Source organism: Streptomyces sp. Je 1-369 (genome assembly GCF_026810505.1).
GTDB lineage: Bacteria > Actinomycetota > Actinomycetes > Streptomycetales > Streptomycetaceae > Streptomyces.
This window is the reverse complement of sequence record NZ_CP101750.1, coordinates 6344661-6366083: the sequence shown is the minus strand read 5'-3', so window position 1 is coordinate 6366083 and position 21423 is coordinate 6344661. Positions and strand designations below refer to the sequence as shown.

The 21423-nt window shown below is 71.6% G+C and carries 16 protein-coding genes and 2 pseudogenes; 10 read left to right on the top strand and 8 right to left on the bottom strand.

Features of this window, described 5'->3' with window-relative positions:
- Positions 1-19: 19 nt before the first annotated feature.
- Both NOO62_RS28980 and NOO62_RS28975 read right to left on the bottom strand, forming a co-directional pair.
- Complete coding sequence (locus NOO62_RS28980; RefSeq protein ID WP_268773750.1) at positions 20-1270, bottom strand: spermidine/putrescine ABC transporter substrate-binding protein; 1251 nt, start codon at positions 1268-1270, stop codon at positions 20-22.
- 69 nt (positions 1271-1339) lie between these two features.
- The gene (locus tag NOO62_RS28975; protein WP_268773749.1) at positions 1340-2842 is read right to left on the bottom strand and encodes a gamma-aminobutyraldehyde dehydrogenase; all 1503 of its coding nucleotides are present in this window, start codon (positions 2840-2842) and stop codon (positions 1340-1342) included.
- Positions 2843-3049: 207 nt separating this feature from the next.
- Here NOO62_RS28975 and NOO62_RS28970 point away from each other — a divergent pair, with 207 nt between their 5' ends.
- Complete coding sequence (locus NOO62_RS28970; RefSeq protein ID WP_268773748.1) at positions 3050-3598, top strand: NADAR family protein; 549 nt, start codon at positions 3050-3052, stop codon at positions 3596-3598.
- On the opposite strand, the gene NOO62_RS28965 is transcribed toward NOO62_RS28970, so the two are convergent.
- Entirely contained in the window at positions 3595-4863 is a 1269-nt protein-coding gene (locus tag NOO62_RS28965) for an MFS transporter (RefSeq protein ID WP_268773747.1), read from the bottom strand. The two genes, NOO62_RS28970 and NOO62_RS28965, sit on opposite strands and share 4 nt — an antisense overlap.
- 139 nt (positions 4864-5002) lie before the next feature.
- Here NOO62_RS28965 and NOO62_RS28960 point away from each other — a divergent pair, with 139 nt between their 5' ends.
- On the top strand, positions 5003-6322 hold the full coding sequence (locus tag NOO62_RS28960; RefSeq protein WP_268773746.1) for an aminotransferase class I/II-fold pyridoxal phosphate-dependent enzyme: 1320 nt from the start codon (positions 5003-5005) through the stop codon (positions 6320-6322).
- Here NOO62_RS28960 and NOO62_RS28955 read toward each other — a convergent pair.
- Positions 6306-6869 carry a DUF4190 domain-containing protein gene (locus tag NOO62_RS28955; RefSeq protein WP_268773745.1) on the bottom strand — a complete coding sequence of 188 codons (564 nt, stop codon included), beginning with the start codon at positions 6867-6869 and terminating at the stop codon, positions 6306-6308. The genes NOO62_RS28960 and NOO62_RS28955 overlap by 17 nt on opposite strands.
- Positions 6870-7152: 283 nt before the next feature.
- On the opposite strand from NOO62_RS28955, the pseudogene NOO62_RS28950 reads away from it, so the two are divergent.
- From NOO62_RS28950 to NOO62_RS28940, 3 genes and pseudogenes are all read left to right on the top strand, one after another.
- Positions 7153-8273 (top strand): annotated as a pseudogene (locus NOO62_RS28950) (adenosine deaminase); the annotation flags it as partial.
- A gap of 39 nt (positions 8274-8312) precedes the next feature.
- Positions 8313-9005, top strand: a complete 693-nt coding sequence (locus tag NOO62_RS28945; protein WP_268773743.1) for a glycerophosphodiester phosphodiesterase — start codon at positions 8313-8315, stop codon at positions 9003-9005.
- Between the two features lie 20 nt (positions 9006-9025).
- The gene (locus NOO62_RS28940) at positions 9026-9511 is read left to right on the top strand and encodes a hypothetical protein (protein WP_268773742.1); all 486 of its coding nucleotides are present in this window, start codon (positions 9026-9028) and stop codon (positions 9509-9511) included.
- 58 nt (positions 9512-9569) lie between these two features.
- Here the strand turns inward: NOO62_RS28940 and NOO62_RS28935 are convergent, their stop codons facing one another.
- Entirely contained in the window at positions 9570-10259 is a 690-nt protein-coding gene (locus tag NOO62_RS28935) for a nitroreductase (protein WP_268773741.1), read from the bottom strand.
- A gap of 107 nt (positions 10260-10366) precedes the next feature.
- On the opposite strand from NOO62_RS28935, the gene NOO62_RS28930 reads away from it, so the two are divergent.
- Positions 10367-11044 carry a TetR/AcrR family transcriptional regulator gene (locus NOO62_RS28930; RefSeq protein WP_268773740.1) on the top strand — a complete coding sequence of 226 codons (678 nt, stop codon included), beginning with the start codon at positions 10367-10369 and terminating at the stop codon, positions 11042-11044.
- 6 nt (positions 11045-11050) lie between these two features.
- Here NOO62_RS28930 and NOO62_RS28925 read toward each other — a convergent pair whose 3' ends face one another.
- The 3 genes from NOO62_RS28925 to NOO62_RS28915 all read right to left on the bottom strand — a co-directional run bounded on the left by NOO62_RS28925 (position 11051) and on the right by NOO62_RS28915 (position 16634).
- Positions 11051-12226, bottom strand: a complete 1176-nt coding sequence (locus NOO62_RS28925) for an ABC transporter substrate-binding protein (protein ID WP_268775829.1) — start codon at positions 12224-12226, stop codon at positions 11051-11053.
- Positions 12227-12403: 177 nt separating this feature from the next.
- A complete protein-coding gene (locus NOO62_RS28920) occupies positions 12404-15022 on the bottom strand; it encodes an MXAN_6230/SCO0854 family RING domain-containing protein (RefSeq protein WP_268773739.1) in 2619 nt (872 codons plus the stop codon).
- 172 nt (positions 15023-15194) lie between these two features.
- Positions 15195-16634 (bottom strand): gamma-aminobutyraldehyde dehydrogenase, encoded by a 1440-nt coding sequence (locus NOO62_RS28915; RefSeq protein WP_268773738.1) that lies wholly within the window; start codon positions 16632-16634, stop codon positions 15195-15197.
- Between the two features lie 165 nt (positions 16635-16799).
- Between NOO62_RS28915 and NOO62_RS28910 the strand changes: the two genes are divergently transcribed.
- The 4 genes and pseudogenes from NOO62_RS28910 to NOO62_RS28895 all read left to right on the top strand — a co-directional run bounded on the left by NOO62_RS28910 (position 16800) and on the right by NOO62_RS28895 (position 21289).
- A complete protein-coding gene (locus tag NOO62_RS28910; RefSeq protein ID WP_150172765.1) occupies positions 16800-17345 on the top strand; it encodes an Lrp/AsnC family transcriptional regulator in 546 nt (181 codons plus the stop codon).
- Positions 17330-18715 carry an aspartate aminotransferase family protein gene (locus tag NOO62_RS28905; RefSeq protein WP_268773737.1) on the top strand — a complete coding sequence of 462 codons (1386 nt, stop codon included), beginning with the start codon at positions 17330-17332 and terminating at the stop codon, positions 18713-18715. Before NOO62_RS28910 ends, NOO62_RS28905 begins: the two co-directional genes overlap by 16 nt.
- A gap of 208 nt (positions 18716-18923) precedes the next feature.
- Positions 18924-19637, top strand: a pseudogene (locus tag NOO62_RS28900) (ABC transporter ATP-binding protein); the annotation flags it as partial.
- Positions 19638-20011: 374 nt separating this feature from the next.
- A complete protein-coding gene (locus NOO62_RS28895) occupies positions 20012-21289 on the top strand; it encodes a hypothetical protein (RefSeq protein WP_268773736.1) in 1278 nt (425 codons plus the stop codon).
- The last annotated feature ends 134 nt before the right edge of the window (positions 21290-21423 follow it).

The window sequence follows — 21423 nt, the reverse complement described above, 5'->3', positions numbered from 1 at the left end:
AGTCGAGGGGATGGGGGGCCTAGGCCCCGGTGAGGCGTGCGAACTTCTCTTCGTACGCCGTCTCTTCCTTCGGCGTGAGCGACCGGAACGCCCGGGACTTCTCCTTCATCTCCTTGTCGGGGATGATCAGCGGATTCGACGCGGCGTCCTCGTCGAGCTTCGCGAGCGCGTCCCGTACCCCGTCGACCGGGCAGACGTAGTTGATGTACGCGGCGAGGCGGGCCGCGGGCTCGGGCTCGTAGTAGTAGTCGATGAGCCGTTCGGCGTTCTTCTTGTGCCGCGCCTTGTTCGGGACCAGCAGATTGTCCGTGGACGTGATGTAGCCCTGGTCGGGGATGTGGAAGCCGACGTCGGGGCTGTCGGCCTGGAGCTGCACGATGTCGCCGGCCCAGCCGAGGCAGGCCGCGATGTCGCCCTTGGCGAGGTCGGAGGTGTAGTCGTTGCCGGTGAAGCGCCGGATCTGCTTGCGGTCGACGGCCTTCTGGAGGCGGGCGATGGCCGCGTCGAAGTCGTCGTCGGTGAAGTCCGCGGGGTCCTTGCCCATGTCGATGAGCGTCATGCCGACGGTGTCGCGCATCTCGGAGAGGAACCCGACGCGCCCCTTCAGCTTCGGGTCGTCGAGCAGCTGCGACACCGAAGTGATCTCTTTTCCGCCGGTCGCCTTCTTGTTGTACGCGATGACGGTGGAGATGCCGGTCCAGGGATAGGAGTACGACCTTCCCGGGTCCCAGTCCGGGTCACGGAACTGCGCGGAGAGGTTCGTGTACGCGTGCGGCAGGTTGGCCGGGTCCAGCTTCTGGACCCACCCGAAGCGGATGAGCCGGGCGGCCAGCCAGTCGGTGACGCAGATGAGGTCGCGGCCGGTCTCCTGGCCCGCGGCGAGCTGCGGTTTGACCTTGCCGAAGAACTCGACGTTGTCGTTGATGTCCTCGGTGTACTTGACCGTGATCCCGGTGCGTTTCGTGAACGCCTCCAGGGTGGGCCGCCGGTTCTCGTCCTTCTCGTCGACGTCCATGTACTCGGTCCAGTTGGAGAAGCTGATGCGCTTCTCCCCTGCCGAGTGGTCGTCGGAGGAGACCTCGCCCTGGCTCTTGCCCGCGGCGGGGATGCCGCAGGCGCTGAGCGCCCCGAGGCCGCCGATCGCGAGCGCGCCGCCCGTGGTGGCGCGCAGCATGCTGCGGCGGGTCAGGGCGGCCCTGCCGTTCCGGTAGCTGCGGTGCGTGGCGGCCAGTTGGGCCGGGCCGAGGCGGTGGGGCTCGTACTGCTCCATACGCGTGGTTGCCCTTTCGGGAGGAAGGCGGCCGCCGGTCACGCGGCCTGTGACGACGTGGCTGCGTGACTACCGGTCCCCGAAGATCGTGCGGTGCCAGTCCTTGCGGACGACCGCCGTGTTGTCGAACATGACGTGCTTGACCTGCGTGTACTCCTCAAATGAGTACGCGGACATGTCCTTTCCGTAGCCGGATGCCTTGTAGCCGCCGTGCGGCATCTCGCTGAGGATCGGGATGTGGTCGTTGACCCACACACAGCCCGCCTTGATCTCGCGGGTCGCGCGGTTGGCGCGGAACACGTCGCGGCTCCAGGCGGAGGCGGCGAGGCCGTAGGGGGTGTCGTTGGCGAGCCGGATGCCTTCGTCGTCGCTGTCGAAGGGCAGTACGACGAGGACGGGCCCGAAGATCTCGGACTGCACGATCTCGCTGTCCTGCGCGGCGTCCGCGATCAGGGTCGGCTTGTAGTACGCGCCGGGGTGCTTGAGCGCCTCGCCGCCGGTGACCACGCGCGCGTAGGACCGGGCCCGGTCGACGAATCCGGCGACGCGGTCGCGGTGCGCGTGCGAGATGAGCGGCCCCATGTCGGTGCTCGGGTCGAACGGGTCGCCGAGCCGCACGCTCTCCATGAGGTCGGCGACGCCCTGCACGAAGGCTTCGTAGAGCGGACGTTGCACGTACGCGCGCGTGGCGGCCGTGCAGTCCTGCCCGGAGTTGATGAGCGCACCGGCGACCGCGCCGTGCACGGCGGCGTCGACGTCGGCGTCGTCGAAGACGACGAACGGCGCCTTGCCGCCGAGCTCCAGGTGCAGCCGCTTGACGGTGGCGGTGGCGATCTCGGCGACGCGCTTGCCGACGCCGGTGGACCCGGTGAAGGACGTCATGGCGACGTCGGGGTGCCCGACGAGGTGCTCACCTGCGGCCTTCCCCGCGCCCGTGACGATGTTGACGACACCGTCGGGGATGCCCGCCTCGGTGGCGGCCTGCGCGAAGAGGAGGGAGGTGAAGGGGGTGAGCTCGGCGGGCTTGAGGACGATGGTGTTGCCCGCGGCGATCGCCGGAAGGACCTTCCAGGCGGCCATCTGAAGGGGGTAGTTCCAGGGGGCGATGGACCCGACGACACCGATCGGTTCACGGCGTAGGTACGAGGTGTGGTCGCCGGTGTACTCGCCGGCCGACTGGCCCTGGAGGTGGCGTGCCGCGCCCGCGAAGAAGGCGGCGTTGTCGACGGTCCCGGGGACGTCGAACTCCCGGCTCAGCTTGATCGGCTTGCCGCACTGCAGCGACTCGGCCTGGGCGATGTCCTCGGCACGGTCCGCCAGTACGCCCGCGAAGCGGTGCAGGGCGTCGGAGCGCTCGCCCGGGGTGGCGCCCGCCCAGCCGGGGAACGCCTCTGCGGCCGCGGCGACGGCGGCGTCGACGTCGTCGGTCCCGGCCAGTTCGTACGTGTGGACCTCGTCGCCCGTGGCGGGGTCGATCACCGCGTGGGAGGTGCCGGACGTGCCCTTGGTCAGCCGCCCTGCGATGTACTGCGCACCGTCCGCGAAGTGGTCCTGCGCCTGGAAGTTGTGCATGACGCTCTCCTCCGCCGCCCGCCCCGTCCCGCGGGGGTCGGCGTAGCTCCGGATCGATTTGAGTGCCGATCCTGACAGAGCAGGGATAGTCCAACAAGTGATTCCGTTGTTGCCTTTTGGTTACGCGACGGAATCTGTCGACCAGGTGTCGAGTCGACCCGGAAAACCCAGGACGGAGTGTCAGTGGTGCGTGCCAGACTCGCGTGCATGACGGAGATCGACTCGGTGGAGGCGCTGGTCGGCGCGGTGCGCGCGGGCGAGAAGGTCAAGTACCTGCACTTCTGGGGCCACACCCCGCGACGGGACGGCACGCTCGGCGCGAGCTGCCTGAGTCAGTGGTGGCCGTCGCCGTTCACGGTGGACGGCGTGGAGTACGCGACGGCGGAGCACTGGATGATGGCGGCCAAGGCCCGCCTCTTCGACGACACGGACGCGGAACGGGCGGTCCTCGCGGCCCGCACCCCGGCGGAGGCGAAGAACGCGGGCCGCCTCGTCCGGGACTTCGACGACGCGATATGGGCGCGCGAGCGCTTCGGCATCGTGGTCGCGGGCAGCACGCACAAGTTCGCGTCGGACCCGGCGCTCCGGGACTTCCTCGTGGGCACGGGCCGTCGTGTTCTGGTCGAGGCGAGCCCGATGGACCGCATCTGGGGCATAGGCCTGGCGGCGGACGACCCCCGGGCGGAGGACCCCACGAAGTGGCGGGGGCCGAACTTGCTGGGATTCGCGCTGATGGAGGCGCGGGGGCGGGTCTAAACGGCCGGGGGTGCTCCCACGGCGTGGCCTACCGGGGCCTGACTCGCTCCGGCGACCCGCCGGTCCAGCCGCTTCCGTACGAGACGGCTCTGCGCCGCCACCGTCACGATCACGCCCGCGCCGAGCACCGGCCAGGCGAGCGGCCCCGCCGCGATCACGGCCGTGACCAGGAGCGGCCCGCCGCTGCGCTGCGCCGACGAGGACAGGCCGTGGACCCCGAGGTAGGCGCCCTGGGCGTCGCCGGGTGCGAGGGCGATCGAGAGCTCCCAGGACGCGATGGCGTGGAGTATCTCGGCGAAGGTCAAGGCGACCGCGGCGACCGTGAGAGCGGCGACGGCGAGCCCCGTGCCGCCGAACGCGGAGGCGGTCAGCGCGGCACACCCGACGACGAAGCAGGCCGCGAGCGGTACGAGGAGTGCGCGGGCCCGCTCCGGCGTGCTGCCGAACCGGGACAACGGAACCTGGCAGCAGACGACCAGCACGCAGTTGAGCACCATGAGGAGCGGCGCGAGGCCGTGCGGGGCATCGGTGGCGTGGACGATCCACAGGGGGATGCCGACCTGGAGCACCGCGTCGTCGAGGAAGAGCGCCGCCTCGGTGAGGGTGAAGAGCAGGAAGGAGCGGTCGCGCCAGGGGTTGGAGGCGGTCGGCGCGCCGGGGACGGACGCCGCTTCGATGACGGCTGCCGCTTCGGGTGCGGCTGCCGTCGACGCGGTGACCACGCGGGACGGCGACGGGGGTTCCGCGCAGCGCAGGGTGAGGGCCGCGGCGGCGAGGAAGCTGACCACGTTGCCGAGGAGCAGCGCCTGGTAGGCGTGCGTGGTGCCGACGGCGAGGGCGCACGCGCCGGCCAGACCGCCGATGGCCCAGCCCGCGTTGGAGACGGTGCGCTGTACGGCCTGGTACCTGGTGCGGTCCGGGCCCGCGATGCGGGCGGCGTACAGCTTGGTGAGGACGTTGGCGCCACGGTCGGCGAGGCTGTTGACGGCGGAGTAGAGCAGGAGCAGGGCGAAGTTGTCCGTCGTGAGCAGCGCCAACAGGGCGACGGCCTGCTGGAGTTGGGCGGCGATGAGGATGCGGGTGACCGGGAAGCGGTCGGCGAGGTGGCCCGCGAGCGGTGCGCCCGCGATGCCGACGGCGCCCGAGACTCCCAGGAGCAGGCCGACTTCGGCGACGGAGAGACCGGCGACCAGGGTGAAGTAGAGGGCGGCCGCTCCCATCCAGAGACCGGTGCCCATCTTGTTGATCAGGGCGATCCAGAGCATGCGCCGCCCGTCGGCACCCCCAGGTATGCGCGCGTACAGCGCGGACCGCTTACGACTCGGGCTAAGCCTCGGACTCACCCATCCCCCTTGCTCAACGGTGCCTTGACGCTGCCTTTTGTATCGGTACATAATTGTTTACGTGGCAGCACAATATGTGATCAGTGGCTCGACCGCCAAGGGGATTACCGCGTCGGTCGAACAGGCCGTGGCCGACGGCGGATTGGCGCCGGGTGCCGCCCTGCCTCCGGTGCGCAGGCTCGCCGACGATCTCGGGGTCAGCGCCGGCACGGTGGCGACGGCCTACAAGGAACTGCGGCAGCGCGGCATCGTCGTGACGCGAGGGCGGGGCGGAACGGTCGTGGCGCAGGCCCCGGCGGTCGGGACGCGCAGGCCGCCGAAGGCGCCGCAAGGGGTGCGCGACCTCGCGGGCGGGCATCCGGATCCGGAGCTGCTGCCGGTCCTGCTGCCACCGGCCCGGGTGGAGCCGGTGAACGGTTCGCACCGTGCGTCGCCGCGCCTCGCAGGTCTTGAGGAACGGGCCCGCGAATGGTTCGCGCGGGACGGGGTGCCCAGCGACCGGGTGACCTTCGCGCACGGCGCGCTGGACTGCATGGCCCGGCTGCTCTCGGTGGAGCTGAAGCCGGGCGACACGGTGGCAGTGGAGGACCCGGGCTTCCACCATCTCCTCGACCTCGTACCGGCGTTGGGGTTGCGCATGGTGCCGGTCGCGGTGGACGACGAGGGCATCAGGCCGGAGGCGCTGCGCGGGGCGTTGCGGGCGGGCGCGAGGGCGCTGGTGTGCAGCCCGCGGGGGCAGAACCCGGTGGGCGGTCACTTCACCGCGGAGCGGCGGGATGCGCTGCTCGACGCCCTCGCCGGGCATCCGGACGTGCTCGTCGTCGAGGACGACCACAACGCGGAGATCGCGGGGGCGGCCGCGTACTCACTGGCGACGGGCGGGCTCCCGCGCTGGGCACAGGTCCGCACCGTCTCCAAACACCTGAGCGTCGACCTGCGGTGGGCGGCCCTCGCGTGCGACGCCACCACGCTGGCCAGGCACGAGGGACGGATGCTGCTCACCTCGGGGTGGGTCAGCCACGTACTGCAGGAGACGGTCGAACGGACGCTGGCCGACCCCGCCGCCCGCGAGGTGGTGCACCGGGCCGAGCGGGTCTACGGGGAGCGGCGCGAGGCGCTGATCCGCGAGCTCGCGGGGCACGGGATCGCGGCGCGGGGGGCGAGCGGGATGAACGTGTGGGTCCCCGCGCGGGACGAGTCCGCGGTCGTCAACGGGCTGCGGTCACGCGGGTGGTGGGTGGCGGCGGGGGCACGGTTCCGCATCGCCGCGCCCCCCGGCGTGCGCATCACGACGTCCACGCTCGGGGCGACGGACGCGGGACGTCTCGCGGCGGACTTCGCCGCGGTACTGGACGAGTCGGAGGCTACGTACGGGGGGTGAGGCGCGGTCCCACCGCGGAAGTGGTCGCCGCCGCCGAATAGCCCGGGTCGTCCCGCGAGGACCCTCCGTCCTCGTCGTCGTCCGGCACGACGATGAGGATCACGAGCAGCGCCACGCCGAGGACGACGCCGACGGCGCCGCAGATGATCCCGGCGAGCGCCTGCCCGCCGTTCGTCGCCTCGCCCCGCCGCGCCTTGCCGCGTCCCACCGCGCCGAAGACCACCGCGAGGATGCCGAGGACGATCGCCAGCGGCCACAGGCAGAACCCGGCGGCCGCGATGATCCCGAGGACGAGCGCGGTCACGCCCATGCCGTTCGCCGGGGGCGCGGGCATGGCGGGCCAGCCGTACCCGGGATAGCCCTGGTAACCCTGATGCCCCTGCCCCGGGTACGACCCCGAGTACGGCCCCGGGTACGGCCCCGGGTACGGCCCCGGGTACCCGTAGGGCACCTGCCCCGGTGGCCCGTACGGCATCTGCCCCGGCCCGTCCGGCGAGACGGGCGGCGGCGGCACGGGCTCGCCGGGCGCCACGAACGGGTTGCCCACACCGGGCTGCACACCCGGCTGCGCCCCGGTCACCGGAGGCGCGGGGGGCTGCGGCCCAGGCCCAGGCCCGGCCCCGGGCCCGAACCCCGCCCCCGGCACAGACGTAACCGTCCACTGCTCATGAACCGAAGGCGGCGCCCAAGGATCACGTTCCTGCGCCCCCGCGCCACCCGCGTCCCCCGCTCCGGGCACGGCGTCGTCATCGGACTTCGCGGACATGGCGGGTCACCTCTTTCGTACGTTCCGTCATGCTACGGCCCCCGCTTTACCCGCGCCGACCGCCGCCTACGATGATCCCGACCCATCGATCAGCCGATCAAACCCGTTCCTGGGGAGGAAACCGTGACCGAGCAGCAGACCGCAGCCGCGCCCGTCAGAGACCCGCACGCCTTCATCGCAGGACTGCCCAAGGCGGAACTGCACGTGCACCACGTCGGCTCGGCCTCCCCGCGCATCGTCTCCGAACTGGCCGCCCGGCACCCCGACTCCTCGGTGCCGACCGACCCCGAGGCACTCGCCGACTACTTCACGTTCACGGACTTCGCGCACTTCATCAAGGTCTACCTGTCCGTGGTGGACCTGATCCGCACCCCGGAGGACGTGCGCCTCCTCACCTACGAGGTGGCCCGCGACATGGCGCGGCAGAACGTCCGCTACGCCGAGCTGACCCTCACCCCGTTCTCCTCCGTGCGCCGCGGCATCGACGACCGCGCCTTCATGGACGCCATCGAGGACGCCCGCACGTCGGCCGAGAAGGAGTTCGGCACCGTACTGCGCTGGTGCTTCGACATTCCCGGCGAGGCCGGGCTCGAGTCGGCCGAGGAGACGGTGCGGCTCGCCACCACCGACCGCCTGCGCCCCGAGGGCCTGGTCTCCTTCGGGCTCGGCGGGCCCGAGATCGGCGTGCCGCGCCCGCAGTTCAAGCCGTACTTCGACCGGGCGATCGCGGCGGGCCTGCACTCGGTCCCGCACGCCGGCGAGACAACGGGCCCCGAGACCGTCTGGGACGCCCTCGTCCACCTGGGCGCCGAGCGCATCGGCCACGGCACGACCTCCGCGCAGGACCCCAAGCTCCTCGCGCACCTGGCCGAGCACGGCATCCCGCTGGAGGTCTGCCCGACCTCGAACATCGCGACCCGCGCGGTGCGCACCCTCGACGAGCACCCGATCAGGCAGTTCGTGGAGGCCGGGGTGACCGTCACGATCAACTCCGACGACCCGCCCATGTTCGGCACGGACCTGAACAACGAGTACGCCGTCGCGGCCCGTCTCCTCGGCCTCGACGAGCGCGGCATCGCGGACCTGGCGAAGAACGCCGTCGGGGCGTCCTTCCTCGACCCGGCGGGCAAGGCGCGGATCGCCGCCGAGATCGACGCGTACACGGACACGTGGCTCGCGCCGTAATCCACGCTCCCGTCCGCATCCCGTGACCACAATGGGCCCATGCGCACCGTGACTGCTGTGGCCCACCGAGGCGATCCCTACCGTGTCCGCGAGAACACCCTCCCGTCCCTGCGCTCCGCGTTCGACCGGGGCGCGGACGCGGTGGAGATCGACGTCCGCCTGAGCCGCGACGGCGTACCCGTCCTGCTGCACGACCCGACCCTGAAGCGCCTGTGGGGGTACGAGCGACCGCTCGCCGCCCTGTCCTCCGCGGAGGTCGATGGAGTCACCGAGGGCGGCGTCCCGACCCTCGCGGCGGCCCTCGCCGCCACCGGGGGGCGACGGCTCATGATCGACCTGCCGGGGGCAGCGTATGACGCCGTGCGCACGGTCGTCGGGGTCGTCGCGGAGAGCGGCGCGGCGGAGCGGGTGTACTACTGCGCGGGCGGGCAGACGATGCTCGCCGTACGCGAAGCGGATCCGGCCGCGGAGATCGCGCTGACCTGGACGACCCTGGCCCCGCCCCGCCCGGTCCTGCTGGACGCGGTGAAGCCGCGCTGGCTCAACTTCCGCTTCCCGCTGGTCGACCGCGAGCTGTCGCTCCACGTGCACCGCCAGGGCCTGCTCGTCTCGGCCTGGACCCCGGACACGCGCCGCTCGATGCGGCGCCTGATCGACGCGGGCGTCGACGCGATCACCACGAACCGCATCGACATCCTGCACAGCCTTCGCTCCCCTCACGGCACCCCCTAGGGGACATCACGCTGACCGGCATGGCATCCACCTGGAACTGGGAGACCGCCGAGGGCCTGCTCGGCCTGGACGACCCCGCCGAGTGGGACGCCGCCTACGCACGCGGGGAGCGGTCGCTCGGCACGGCGGTCATCGGGCTCGCCTTCCACTGCACGCTGGCCGAGGCCTCACCCCGCATCCTCAAGGGCATGCGGCTCGCGGACCGCGGGCAGCGCGGGTTCGCGTTCACCGCGGCGGGCCACGCGGCGCGGCTCAACGGCGCGCTGACCCCGGAGCTGTACGCCGCGCTGCGCACGGAGGGCCACCGCGGCTTCGCCGAGACCGCGGTCGACGACACCCTGACGTTCGTACCGTTCCGCGACCTGCCGCCGTGGTTCAAGTGGCGGAAGGTCGCGTCGCGGGTGGAGGACAAGCTGGAGACCTGGCGGCTGCGCCTCACGTACGCCGCCGAGGACATCCAGCAGGCCCTGTGCAACCGTCGACGCGGAGGCCGTTCCTCCGGCTGACGGGCCGGACGGGCCGGACGGGCCGGAGAGCGTCTGGAGGTGCCGGTCGGCGGCTCACCTAGCCGTGGAAGGCGACGGTTGACGCGACCGGGGCCCGCCCGGTCCTCACCCGGTTCACCGGCGCGGCCTCGTCGGCATGGCCGAAGGAGATGCCGACCAGCAATTTGCCCTCCGTTACGCCGAGTTCGGCGCGGACGGTGTCGGCGTAGAAACTGAGCAGCCCCTGCGGGCAACTGTCCACGCCGTACGCGGTCATCGCCAGGAGCAGCGTCTGCATGTACGCCCCGACGTCCGCGGCCAGCCGCGCCGACCCGTCCCCCTGGACGAACAGGAACGCCACGTGGGGCGCGCCGTAGAAGCGCAGGCTCTGCGCGTCGTAGGCCGCGCGAGCCGCGTGGTCCTCACGGTCGATACCCAGCGCCCCGTACAACTCGGCACCGAACGCGGCCCGGCGCTCCCGGTGCGCTTGCTCGTACATCGCATCGGAGTACGGGAAGTCCACGGAGGTGTGCCCGGCCGCGTGGGCCGCCTGCAAGGCGTCGGCCAGCCGCTCGCGCGCCGCGCCGCTCGCCACCTCCACCCGCCACGGCTGCGCGTTGGAGTTGGAGGGCGCGGCACCGGCCAGCGAGAAGATGCCGCGCATCGTCTCCTCGGGCACCGCTCGCGGACCGAAAGCGCGGGTCGCGTGACGGGCGCGTATCAATTTCTCCGCGCTGCCGCTCAGCTCGGTGGGGTCGGACCTGTCCATGGGTGACTCCTCGACGACAAGACGCTCAAGTAAACGGGGGCGTTTACATGCGGCGCAACCCTAACCGTCATCCGGCACTAAGTAAACGGATGCGTATACTTGCTCTCATGGCGACGACCGCGAGGACGACAGCTGCGGGACCCCGGCAGGCAGGGCGCGGCGGGCGGGAGCGCATCCTCGCCGCCGCGGCACGCCTTTTCGCGGCTCGGGGCATCAACGCGACCGGCATGGAGCAGATCGCGGACGAAGCGCCGGTGTCCAAACGGACCCTCTACGCGCACTTCCGCACCAAGAACGACTTGGTCATCGCCCACCTGCGGGGCCTTGCCGAGTCGGGAGCCACCCTGGAAGGCGTGCTGACCCGCGAGGACACCCCGCCGCGGGACCGGATCCGTAAGCTCTTCGATCCGCCGGCCGCGGACGCCTCACCGGCCCGCGGGTGCCCGTTCATCGACGCCGCCGTGGAGTTCCCCGATCCGGCCGACGCGGTGCACTCCTACGCCCGGGAGCAGAAGCTGCGCATGGTGGAGCTGATCGCCGCACTGGTGACGGAGCTCGGCTGCCGCGAACCCCTCGCACTGGCCGAACAACTGGCCACCCTCGCGGACGGAGCGGCCAGCCGCGCCATGGTGCTCGACGAACCGGACTACGGCCGGCACGCACGTGCGGCGGCGGAGATCCTGCTCGACCGGGCACTGCCCGCAACGGCAGGAACAAACAGGACGACCGAAATCACCGGAACAACCGGAACAACCGGAACGGCCGGAACGGCCGGAACGACCTGACGCCCGCTACAACCCCGCCAACGCGTTCCACCGCTTCGCGAACTCCGTGCGCTCCTTCGACGTGATGTCCCGCGCGATGACGAGCCGCTCGCGCATCGCGTCGTCGGGGAAGATCAGCGGGTCCTCGGCGAGGGCGGCGAGTTCCTTGTCCTTGGAGGAGGCGAGGACGTCGCGGGCGGCCGGGACGGGGCAGACGTAGTTGACCCAGGCGGCGAGCTCCGCCGCGACCTCGGGGTCGTAGTAGTGGTCGATGAGCCGCTCGGCGTTCTGCTTGTGGCGGGCCAGGTTGGGGACCATCAGGGACTCCGCCCACAGCTCGGCGCCCTCCTCGGGGACGACGAACTCGATGTCCGGGTCGTCCGCCTGGAGCTGGATGACGTCGCCGCTGTAGGCCTGGCAGGCCAGGACGTCGCCGCTGGAGAGGTCCTTGATGTAGTCGTTGCCGGTGAAGCGGCGGATGTGATGGCTGTCCACCATCTTCTCGACCTTGTCGCACATCCGGTGGAAGTCGTCCGCCGACCACTTCCTGATGTCGACGCCGTCGCCCTGGAGGAGCAGCGCGAACGCCTCGTCGAGGCCGGAGAGGAGGGTCACGCGGCCCTTGAGGTCGTCCGCCCACAGGTCGGAGACCTGCTTGATCTCGCGGCCGACCTTGCGCTTGTTGTACGCGATGCCGGTGATGCCCGACTGCCAGGGGACGGTGTACTTCCGGCCCGGGTCGAAGTGCGGTGAACGCAGGAGCGGGTCCAGGTATGTGGTCACGTTGGGCTGACGGGCGCGGTCCATCTCCTGGACCCAGCCGAGGCGTACGAAGCGTGCGCACATCCAGTCGCTGATGACGATGAGGTCGCGGCCGGTCTCCTGGTGGTTCATCAGGGACGGGCTGATCTTGCCGAAGAACTCGTCGTTGTCGTTGATCTCCTCCGTGTAGCGGACGTCGATGCCGGTCCGCTTCTCGAAGGCGTCCAGCGAGGGGCGCTCCGTCTTGTCGTGGTCGTCGGTGTCGATGTACAGCGGCCAGTTGGCGAAGGTCAGCGTCCTGTCCCGGCGGGAGCGGTCGCTCGCCGCCCGCTCCCCCGGCCCGATGTACGCGGCCGGCACCCCGCATCCGGCGAGCGCGCCGACGGCCGTACCGACGGCCGCACCGCCGCCCAGGACGCGGAGCAGGGAACGGCGGGACACGGAGGAGGGCATGGAGGCCATGGGGTTCGCTCGCACCCCGGCAGCATGCGCCCCCGCTCGGCGGCGCGGCAATGGACGCAGCGTCGAGCCCCACCCCGAGGAGCGGACACCTTGTCGATCATCCCGGCGCGCGCACCCTTCCGGCAGCCGCTCCCTCCGGACGACGCCCCGCCCACCTCACGCGGGCTCCAGCCACCCCGCCAAGTCCCCCGCCGTGACCCGCTCCACCGCCGCCTCGTCGACCGGCCCCGGGTAGAGGCGGTACGCCGTGCCGGACGCCGTGTCCCGCGCGCCCGGCAGGTCGCCGTGCAGCAGCGCCAGCAGGGCCGCGCGGCCCGCCAGCTCCGCCTCCGCACGCAGTGCGTCCGGCTCCCAGGCGTCCCGTATGCGCAGCGCGAAGTCGGCGCGCGGCTCGCCCTCCGCGCGGCGGTAGCCCCACAGGACGTGGCCGCGGCCGCGCACGTACACGTCGCCGTCCGTGCGGGCCGCCGCCGTCCAGCAGGCCAGATCCCACAGCGTGGCCCGGCCGCACGGCTGGAAGGTGTCGAGCAGGTCGTTGCCCATGCGGCCGATCTGCTTGCGGTAGCCCCACACGGCGTGGTGCGTGCCAGTCGTGGCGAGGGTGACGTCGGTCCACCAGGCGTGACGCGTCCGGAGGTCGACGATCATGGGCACGGTCAGCTTCGCGTCGCCCGCGAGGTCGAAGCGCTGCCGGACCGCGCGCGGGTCGTAGACGGCCCGCTCCCGTTCCCGCTCCTTGCCCTGGACCGCCATGAACCCCGTGAAGGCGTCCGGGAGTTCGTCGAAGGGGATGTCGTTGTACGAGAACACCGCGGGCACCACGAACCGCACCCCGCTGTTGGCGAGCCGGGGCAGGTCGAGGTCCAGGTACTCGGTGGCACCCTGCGGCGCGGGCGCGGAGGTCAGGTCCCCGGAGTGCCGGGCGGCGCCGCCCGCGTACTCCAGCCGCGTGTAGTCGCAGAGGCCGATGAAGCGCCACAGGTCGTCGTAGAGCGCGACGGAGAGGTCGAGGTCGACGCGTACGCCCTTGGGCTGCGTCCAGTGCAGGAAGAGCCGCACGGTCTCGCTGTCCGCGGGCATGGGCAGGGAGCTGCCGCGCGGCACGGCGACCAGCGAGGCGGCCGACGCCCGCTCGGCGAAGGGCAGGGGCAGGTCGGCGAGCGCGGCGTCAAGGACCGCCACGTCGTACCGCTCGCCGTCCCGTTCGGTGAGCCGTCGCACCGCCTCGGCCTCGATCAGCTCACCGGCGCGGCCCGCCACACGGGCGGGCAGCGGCGGCCGGTGGTCCTCGATGGCGTACGCCTTGGTGACGCGGCCGCGCGGGAAGAAGACGCGGCGGTGCCCCGGCACGGCACGGATCTTCATGCGGCCGTACGCACCGAGCAGCGGCCCGGGTCCGGAGTGCGGCAGGGCGTCGGCGAGCGCCTCGCCGACGGTGTCAGGGAGCGTCGCCGAGCCCGAGCGGGCCAGGAGCAGGTCGAGGCGGCGCAGGAGTTCGCCCGGCCGCTCGCGCAGCAGCCGCACCGCGGTCTCGACGTCCCAGCGGCCGAGCGCCTCCTCGACGCGCGCCTGCCAGGTGACGACGCGCAGCCGGTCGTCCGCGAGGCGGACATCGTCGTGCCGGGCGGCCTCGGCGAGCAGGACCTCGCCGAGCGCGCCGTCGCCGACGCGGGTGCCGCGCAGGGCGGCGAAAGCGAGGGCCACGCGCGCGTGGCGGTGTGCGTGCTCAAAGGGGTGGAGGATTTCGCCGACGTGCTTCCACGCGCGCGGGTGGCGTGCCATGTCCTCGGCGAGGCGCCGGAAGTCGAACCCGTCGAGCAGGGCGAGGAGTTCGCGGCGCACGGGACGGGGCAGGCCGCGCAGGCGCGGGAGTTCGAGCAGGTCGGGGTCGCCCCCGGAGCGTACGACGAGGATGCGCAGCACGTCGGTGGCCGTGTCCGCGTACCGCCCGGCCAGCGGGCGCACGTCGGGCAGGTCGAGGAGCGGCGCCAGGGCGAGCGCCTTGCTCTCGCGCAGTGGGATGGCCGACGGGAGCCACTCCGCGGCGGCGGCCGGGTCCACGTGGCCGAGGAGCAGGACGAGGTCGTCGTGGTCCTGCCGGTTCAGGGGCGTGCGGCGGGCGAGCAGCGCGGCGAGTTCGGCGGCGGCGTCGCCGGGCGCGCCGAGGGACAGGGCGCGCAGGACGGGGCCGCCGTCACCGTCCCAGTGGGCGCCGGTGTCGAGCCAGGGGTCGAGGGGGCCGTCGGTCTCGTAGCGCTTGTCGCAGATCGGGCATTCGTACCACTCGCAGCACTGGTCGCAGCAGTTCCAGGGCACGATCTTCGCGCCGAGGCAGTCGTCGCACAGGAGGTGGGCGCACGGGTCGAGCGCACGCACGCTCGCCTTGGTGCCCGCGCAGTTCATGCAGGGCTGGTGCGGCTGCGCGGCGAGGTACTCGGCGACGACGGTGGTGTAGCGCTCGTACGCGGGCTGGGTGGCGGTCTCGGCGGGGAACCGCGCGAACAGCGGGGCGTGGTGCCGGTCGGAGCCCATCAGGGCGTCGACGTCGGCGAGCAGCTCGCGCCCGGTCGTCGCGAGGTCGTCGGCGGACAACGCGGTCAGCGCGCGGCGCAGCGGGGCGGTCAGCAGGTGCCCGCGGTCGGCGAGTTCGGCTTCGAGGACGACGACGCCGGCATCGGTCACGGCGGACCGCCCGATGCCCTCAGGGACGTACACACTCTGTCGGCGGCGGAGCAGGAGCCCCAGCAGGTCGTCGGTCGTCGCTGTCGTGGTCATCGGGTTCCACCCCCGTGGTGCAGAGAGAAGCGGGGGCGGGGAGTGGGTGCGCTACGGATCTTTTGCAGAGAAGAAAAAAGAAGGAAGCACACCGCGGAGCCGCCCCCGCGTACGCAACGGTACGCGGGGGCGGCGTGGCCGGGCACCTCAATAAACGCAGGCCAGGGCGGTACTAGCCCTCGATGGACGTCATCACGTGCTTGATGCGCGTGTAGTCGTCGAAGCCGTACGCCGAGAGGTCCTTGCCGTAGCCGGACTTCTTGAAGCCGCCGTGCGGCATCTCCGCGACCAGCGGGATGTGCGTGTTGATCCAGACGCAGCCGAAGTCGAGGACCTTGGACATGCGCATCGCGCGCGCGTGGTCCTTCGTCCAGACGGAGGAGGCGAGGGCGTACTCGACGCCGTTCGCGTACTCGACGGCCTGCGCCTCGTCCGTGAAGGACTGGACGGTGATGACCGGGCCGAAGACCTCGTTCTGGATGATCTCGTCGTCCTGCTTGAGGCCGGAGACGACGGTCGGGGCGTAGAAGTAGCCCTTCTCGCCGACCCGCCCGCCGCCCGCCTCGACCTTCGCGTGCGCCGGGAGGCGCTCGATGAAGCCGGAGACCTGCTTCAGCTGGTTGGCGTTGTTCAGCGGGCCGTAGAGCACGTCCTCGTCGTCCGGCTGGCCGGTCTTCGTGTCGGCGGCCGCCTTGGCGAGCGCGGTCACGAAGTCGTCGTGGATGGACTCGTGGACGAGCACGCGCGTGGCGGCCGTACAGTCCTGGCCCGCGTTGAAGAAGCCCGCCATGGAGATGTCCTCGACGGCCTTGGCGATGTCGGTGTCCTCGAAGACCACGACCGGCGCCTTGCCGCCGAGCTCCAGGTGGACGCGCTTGAGGTCCTTGGCAGCGGACTCGGCGACCTGCATGCCCGCGCGCACCGAGCCGGTGATGGAGGCCATCGCCGGGGTGGGGTGCTCGACCATGGAGCGGCCGGTGTCGCGGTCGCCCGTGACGACGTTGAAGACGCCGGGCGGCACGATGGAGCCGATGATCTCCGCCATCAGGACGGTCGACGCGGGGGTGGTGTCGGACGGCTTGAGCACGACCGTGTTGCCGGCCGCGAGCGCCGGGGCGAACTTCCAGACGGCCATCATCATCGGGTAGTTCCACGGCGCGACCTGCGCGCAGACGCCGATCGGCTCGCGGCGGATGATGGAGGTCAGACCCTCCATGTACTCGCCCGCGGCGCGCCCTTCGAGCATCCGGGCCGCACCCGCGAAGAAGCGGATCTGGTCGACCATGGGCGGGATCTCCTCGGACCGCGTGAGTCCGGTCGGCTTGCCCGTGTTCTCGACCTCGGCGGCGATGAGTTCCTCGGCCCGCTCCTCGAACGCGTCGGCGATCTTGAGCAGGGCCCGCTGCCGCTCGGCGGGGGTCAGGTCGCGCCACGCGGGGAACGCGTCGGCGGCGGCCTTCATGGCGGCGTCCACGTCGGCCTGGGCGGACAGCGGGGCGGTCGCGTAGGCCTCGCCGGTCGCCGGGTTGATGACCTCGGTGGTCCGTCCGTCGGCCGCGTCCCGGAATTCTCCGTTGATGTAGTTGCGCAGACGGCGCAGCTCGGTGGTCACTTCCGCGGCCCTCCAAGTCAGATGTCCAGTGGATGAGACACCCACCCTAGTCGCTGCACCGACGCTTTCAACATACCCAGCGGCCCAGAACTGCGGAATCCGTGTGGATTGAAGTCCCAGACAACGAATTACATCGATTGAGCCTTGCGTAAGTGACGAGACGTCGTGCACAGTGAGCCTGTGGCCAGTCGCAGCGCAGACCCCAGCACCCCTCGCAGCTCCCGCACCGGAAACCCTGGCGGAAGCGGCAGTGGGAACGGCACCCCTCCCGTGGACGCCGTATCTCTGGCGATCATCGAACAGCTCCAGGAGGACGGACGCCGTCCGTACGCCGCCATCGGCAAGGCCGTGGGCCTGTCCGAGGCGGCCGTGCGCCAACGCGTCCAGAAGCTGCTCGACCAGGGCGTGATGCAGATCGTCGCCGTCACGGACCCGCTCACCGTGGGCTTCCGCAGGCAGGCGATGGTCGGCATCGACGTCGAGGGCGATGTGGACCCGGTCGCGGACGCCGTGGCCGCCATGCCGGAGGCCGAGTACGTGGTGATGACCGCGGGCTCGCACGACCTCCTCGTGGAGATCGTCTGCGAAGACGACGACCACCTGCTCGAAGTCATCAACAAGCGCATCCGCGCCCTCCCCGGCGTGCGCTCCACCGAGAGCTTCGTCTACCTCAAGCTCAAGAAGCAGACCTATATGTGGGGAACCCGATAGCCGTGAGCAAGGACCTCAGCCAAACCGCGTACGACCACCTGTGGATGCACTTCACCCGCATGTCGGACTACGAGAACGCACCCGTGCCCACCATCGTGCGTGGCGAGGGCACCTACATCTACGACGACAAGGGCAAGAAGTACCTGGACGGCCTGTCCGGCCTCTTCGTCGTCAACGCGGGCCACGGCCGTCACGAGCTCGCCGAGACCGCCTACAAGCAGGCGCAGGAGCTGGCCTTCTTCCCGGTGTGGAGCTACGCCCACCCGAAGGCCGTCGAGCTGGCGGAACGTCTGGCCGACTACGCGCCGGGCGACCTCAACAAGGTCTTCTTCACCACCGGCGGCGGCGAGGCCGTCGAGACCGCGTGGAAGCTGGCGAAGCAGTACCACAAGCTCACCGGCAACCACACGAAGTACAAGGTCATCTCGCGCGCGGTCGCCTACCACGGCACCCCGCAGGGCGCCCTGTCCATCACCGGGCTCCCGGCCCTGAAGGCCCCCTTCGAGCCGCTGGTCCCCGGCGCGCACAAGGTGCCGAACACCAATATCTACCGCGCCCCGAGCCACGCTCACGCCGATGATCCTGTGGCCTTCGGCCGCTGGGCCGCCGACCAGATCGAGCAGGAGATCCTCTTCGAGGGCCCGGAGACGGTCGCCGCCGTCTTCCTGGAGCCGGTACAGAACGCGGGCGGCTGCTTCCCGCCCCCGCCCGGCTACTTCCAGCGGGTGCGGGAGATCTGCGACCAGTACGACGTGCTGCTCGTCTCCGACGAGGTCATCTGCGCCTTCGGCCGCCTCGGCACGATGTTCGCCTGCGACAAGTTCGGCTACGTCCCGGACATGATCACCTGCGCCAAGGGCATGACCTCGGGCTACTCCCCGATCGGCGCGTGCATCATCTCGGACAAGCTCGCCGAGCCGTTCTACAAGGGCGACAACACCTTCCTGCACGGCTACACCTTCGGCGGCCACCCCGTCTCGGCCGCGGTCGGCATAGCCAACCTCGACATCTTCGAGAAGGAGGGCCTCAACCAGCACGTCCTCGACAACGAGGACGCGTTCTACCAGACCCTCCGCAAGCTGCACGACCTGCCGATCGTCGGCGACGTCCGCGGCAACGGGTTCTTCTACGGCATCGAGCTCGTGAAGGACAAGGCCACCAAGGAGACGTTCAACGACGAGGAGACCGAGCGCGTCCTGTACGGCTTCCTCTCCAAGGCGCTGTACGACAACGGCCTGTACTGCCGTGCCGACGACCGCGGCGACCCGGTCGTCCAGCTCGCGCCGCCGCTGATCTCCACGCAGGAGACCTTCGACGAGATCGAGGGCATCCTGCGGCAGGTCCTCACGGAGGCGTGGACGAAGCTCTGATCTCATGGCGTGATCTGTCGTGATCTGGCGTGATCCAGTGTGATCAACACCGGCCCGGGGGCCGCCGTTCGAGTGAGAACGGCGGCCCCCGGGCCGCGTCGTTTCCGGCCGAGTCCACCCATATCCCTACCGTGCCCAGTGACCGATCGGCCCCGCCTTCGTTCCCCCGTACGGGGGAGTCGAGCTGATCTGAACCGAGGTGTACGCCATGGTGGCCCCGCCGGACAACGACGTGCTGTGGGCACGCGCCCTACATGTCACACACAACGGCTCCCCCGCCCTCACCGGCGTATCGCTCGGTGTCCGCGAGGGCGAGATCCTCGCCGTCAACGGTCCACGCGGCAGCGGCAAGACGACCCTCCTGCGGTGCCTCTCCGGCCAGCTGCTCCCCCAGCAGGGCGAGGTGTGGTTCAACAGCACGCCCGTCCACACGATGGGTCCGCTCGTACGCGAACGGCTGCGCCGCGACCGCTTCGGCTGGATCGACCCCGCACCGCACCTCGTCCCCGAGCTCACCGCCTGGGAGAACGTCGCCCTGCCGCTGATGCTGCGCGGCGCCTCGCACCGGGTCTCCAAGCCCGCCGCCCAGGAGTGGCTGGACCGCCTCGACATCGGGGCCTGCGCGCGGAAGCGGCCGCACGCGCTCCTTCAGTCGGAGCGCCAGCGCGTCGCCATCGCCCGCGCCCTGGTCACCACGCCGTCCGTACTCTTCGCCGACGAGCCCACCGCCCCCCTGCACCGCGCCGACCACACACTCGCCCTGCGCACCCTGACGACGGCGGCCCGCTCCCACGGCATCACGGTCATCCTCGCCACGAACGACCAGGCCGTCGCCACACTGGCCGACCGCACGGTCAACCTCTTGGACGGACGGCGGGTGAGTACGGTGCATCTGCCGGGGGCGGACGGGTCGGCGGACGGGCCTGAGGTGGGCGAGGGGGCGGTGGCGGAGAGCGCGGAGAGGGAGGAGAGCGCGGAGGCTGCGGAGCGCTCGGGTGGTAGGGGCCGGGTGAGCGCGGCGGGTGCGGCGGGTGCCGCGAGCGCTTCAGCTACCACCGTGGCCGCGAGCGCTGCGGGTGCGGCGAGCACCGCGAGCGCCTCGGATGCCACGGGTGCCACGAGCACTGCGCGTGCCGCGAGCACCTCGGATGCCACGGGTGCCACGAGCACTGCGCGTGCCGCGAGCGCCTCGGATGCCACGAGCTCTGCGGGCCCCACGAGTGCCACGACCGACACCACCGCCGTAGCCGGTCGTTCCGTAGGCGTCACCTCCCCCACCCGGACGGAAGGGGCCGCGTGCTCGCTTTCCGTCTAGCCCGGGGTGCCCACCCCGTCGTCCAGCTCCGGCGGCTCCTCGTCGCCGCCGCGTCCGCCGGCACCGGCTTCCTGCTGCTCTGCACCCTGGCATACGCGATGGAGCACCCCGGAGCAGGCGCCGGGGTGCGCCTCGCGTGGTGCGCCGCGCCGATCGCCGCCACCGTCTACTTCGCCGTCGCCGTCGCCCGTACCGACCCCGGCACCCGCCCCCGCAGCGGGCTCTCCGCGGTGGGCCTCGGCCCCGGACGGCTGATGGTGCTCGCCACCATCTCGACGGCCGTCGCCTGCACGCTCGGCTCCATGGTCGCGCTGCTCTTCTTCCTGCACCTGCGCGGCGACGTATCGGGGCTCCCCTTCGACGGGGCGGCGGCGGATCTGCTCGCCGCCGACCGGCCGCTGCCGCTCGCCGCCGTGCTCACCCTGCTCGTGCTGGTCCCGCTCGCCGCGTCCGTGGCGAGTGCCTTCGTACTGCGACCGCGCTCCACGAGGACCACGGCCAAAGCCGCGGGCATCACTCGCAGGACGAAGGCCGGTCCCGCGACCGCACCCCGGCCCGGCACCGGGGCGAAGCCCGGGTCCGAGCCCCCACCCCCCACAGCACCCCGCTCGGATCCCGGCGCCGATCCCACCGTCCCCGCCCCCACCCCGCCCCCGAGCGGCCTCCCCTGGGGCGTCGCGCTGCTCGCCGCGGGCCTCGCCGTGGAGACGTACACGAGCCGCTCAGGCGCCGTTCCGCGCCCCGGTTTCCCCCTGCCCGGCAGCGCCGACGGCAGCCCCGTCGGCGTACTCGCGGGATGGGCGCTGACCGCTCTCGGCCTCGTCCTCGCGGGCCCCGGCTTCACCTACCTCTGCGGACGGCTGCTGCAGGCGGTCAGGCCCGGCGCGGTGCGCCTGCTCGCGGGGCGCGTCCTTCAGGAGGAGGCCCGGCGCATCGGACGCCCGCTCGGCGTGCTGTGCGCGGTGGCGTCTGGGGCGTACGCGTCGATCGTGCTGTACGCGGGTCCGCGCCCCGAGGCCGGTCCGCTGACCACGCTCGGCGCGCTGCTCGTCGCGGGCTGCGCGGTGCTGACCCTGGCCACGGCGTCCGTGGAGGCCCGGCAGGCCCGTTCGGACACGACGTCCGCGCTGCTGCGGCTCGGTGCGTCCGCGACGGTGCTGCGCGGTTCGGTGGCGCTCCGCGCGGGCGCGCTGCTCGCCGTGTTCGGCCCGCTGACCTGGGTCGTCGCACAGCTGGCAGCGCTGCCGCTGACCCCGTGAGACACCGCTGAGGAGAGGGCGCGGAAAGAAGTCCGAAGAAAGTTCGCGGCGAGCGATGAGTTCCCGGTCGAACGTATGTCTATCCCTCCGTAAGCACACGCGCTGACTGCGCACACACACCGGGAGAGACACAC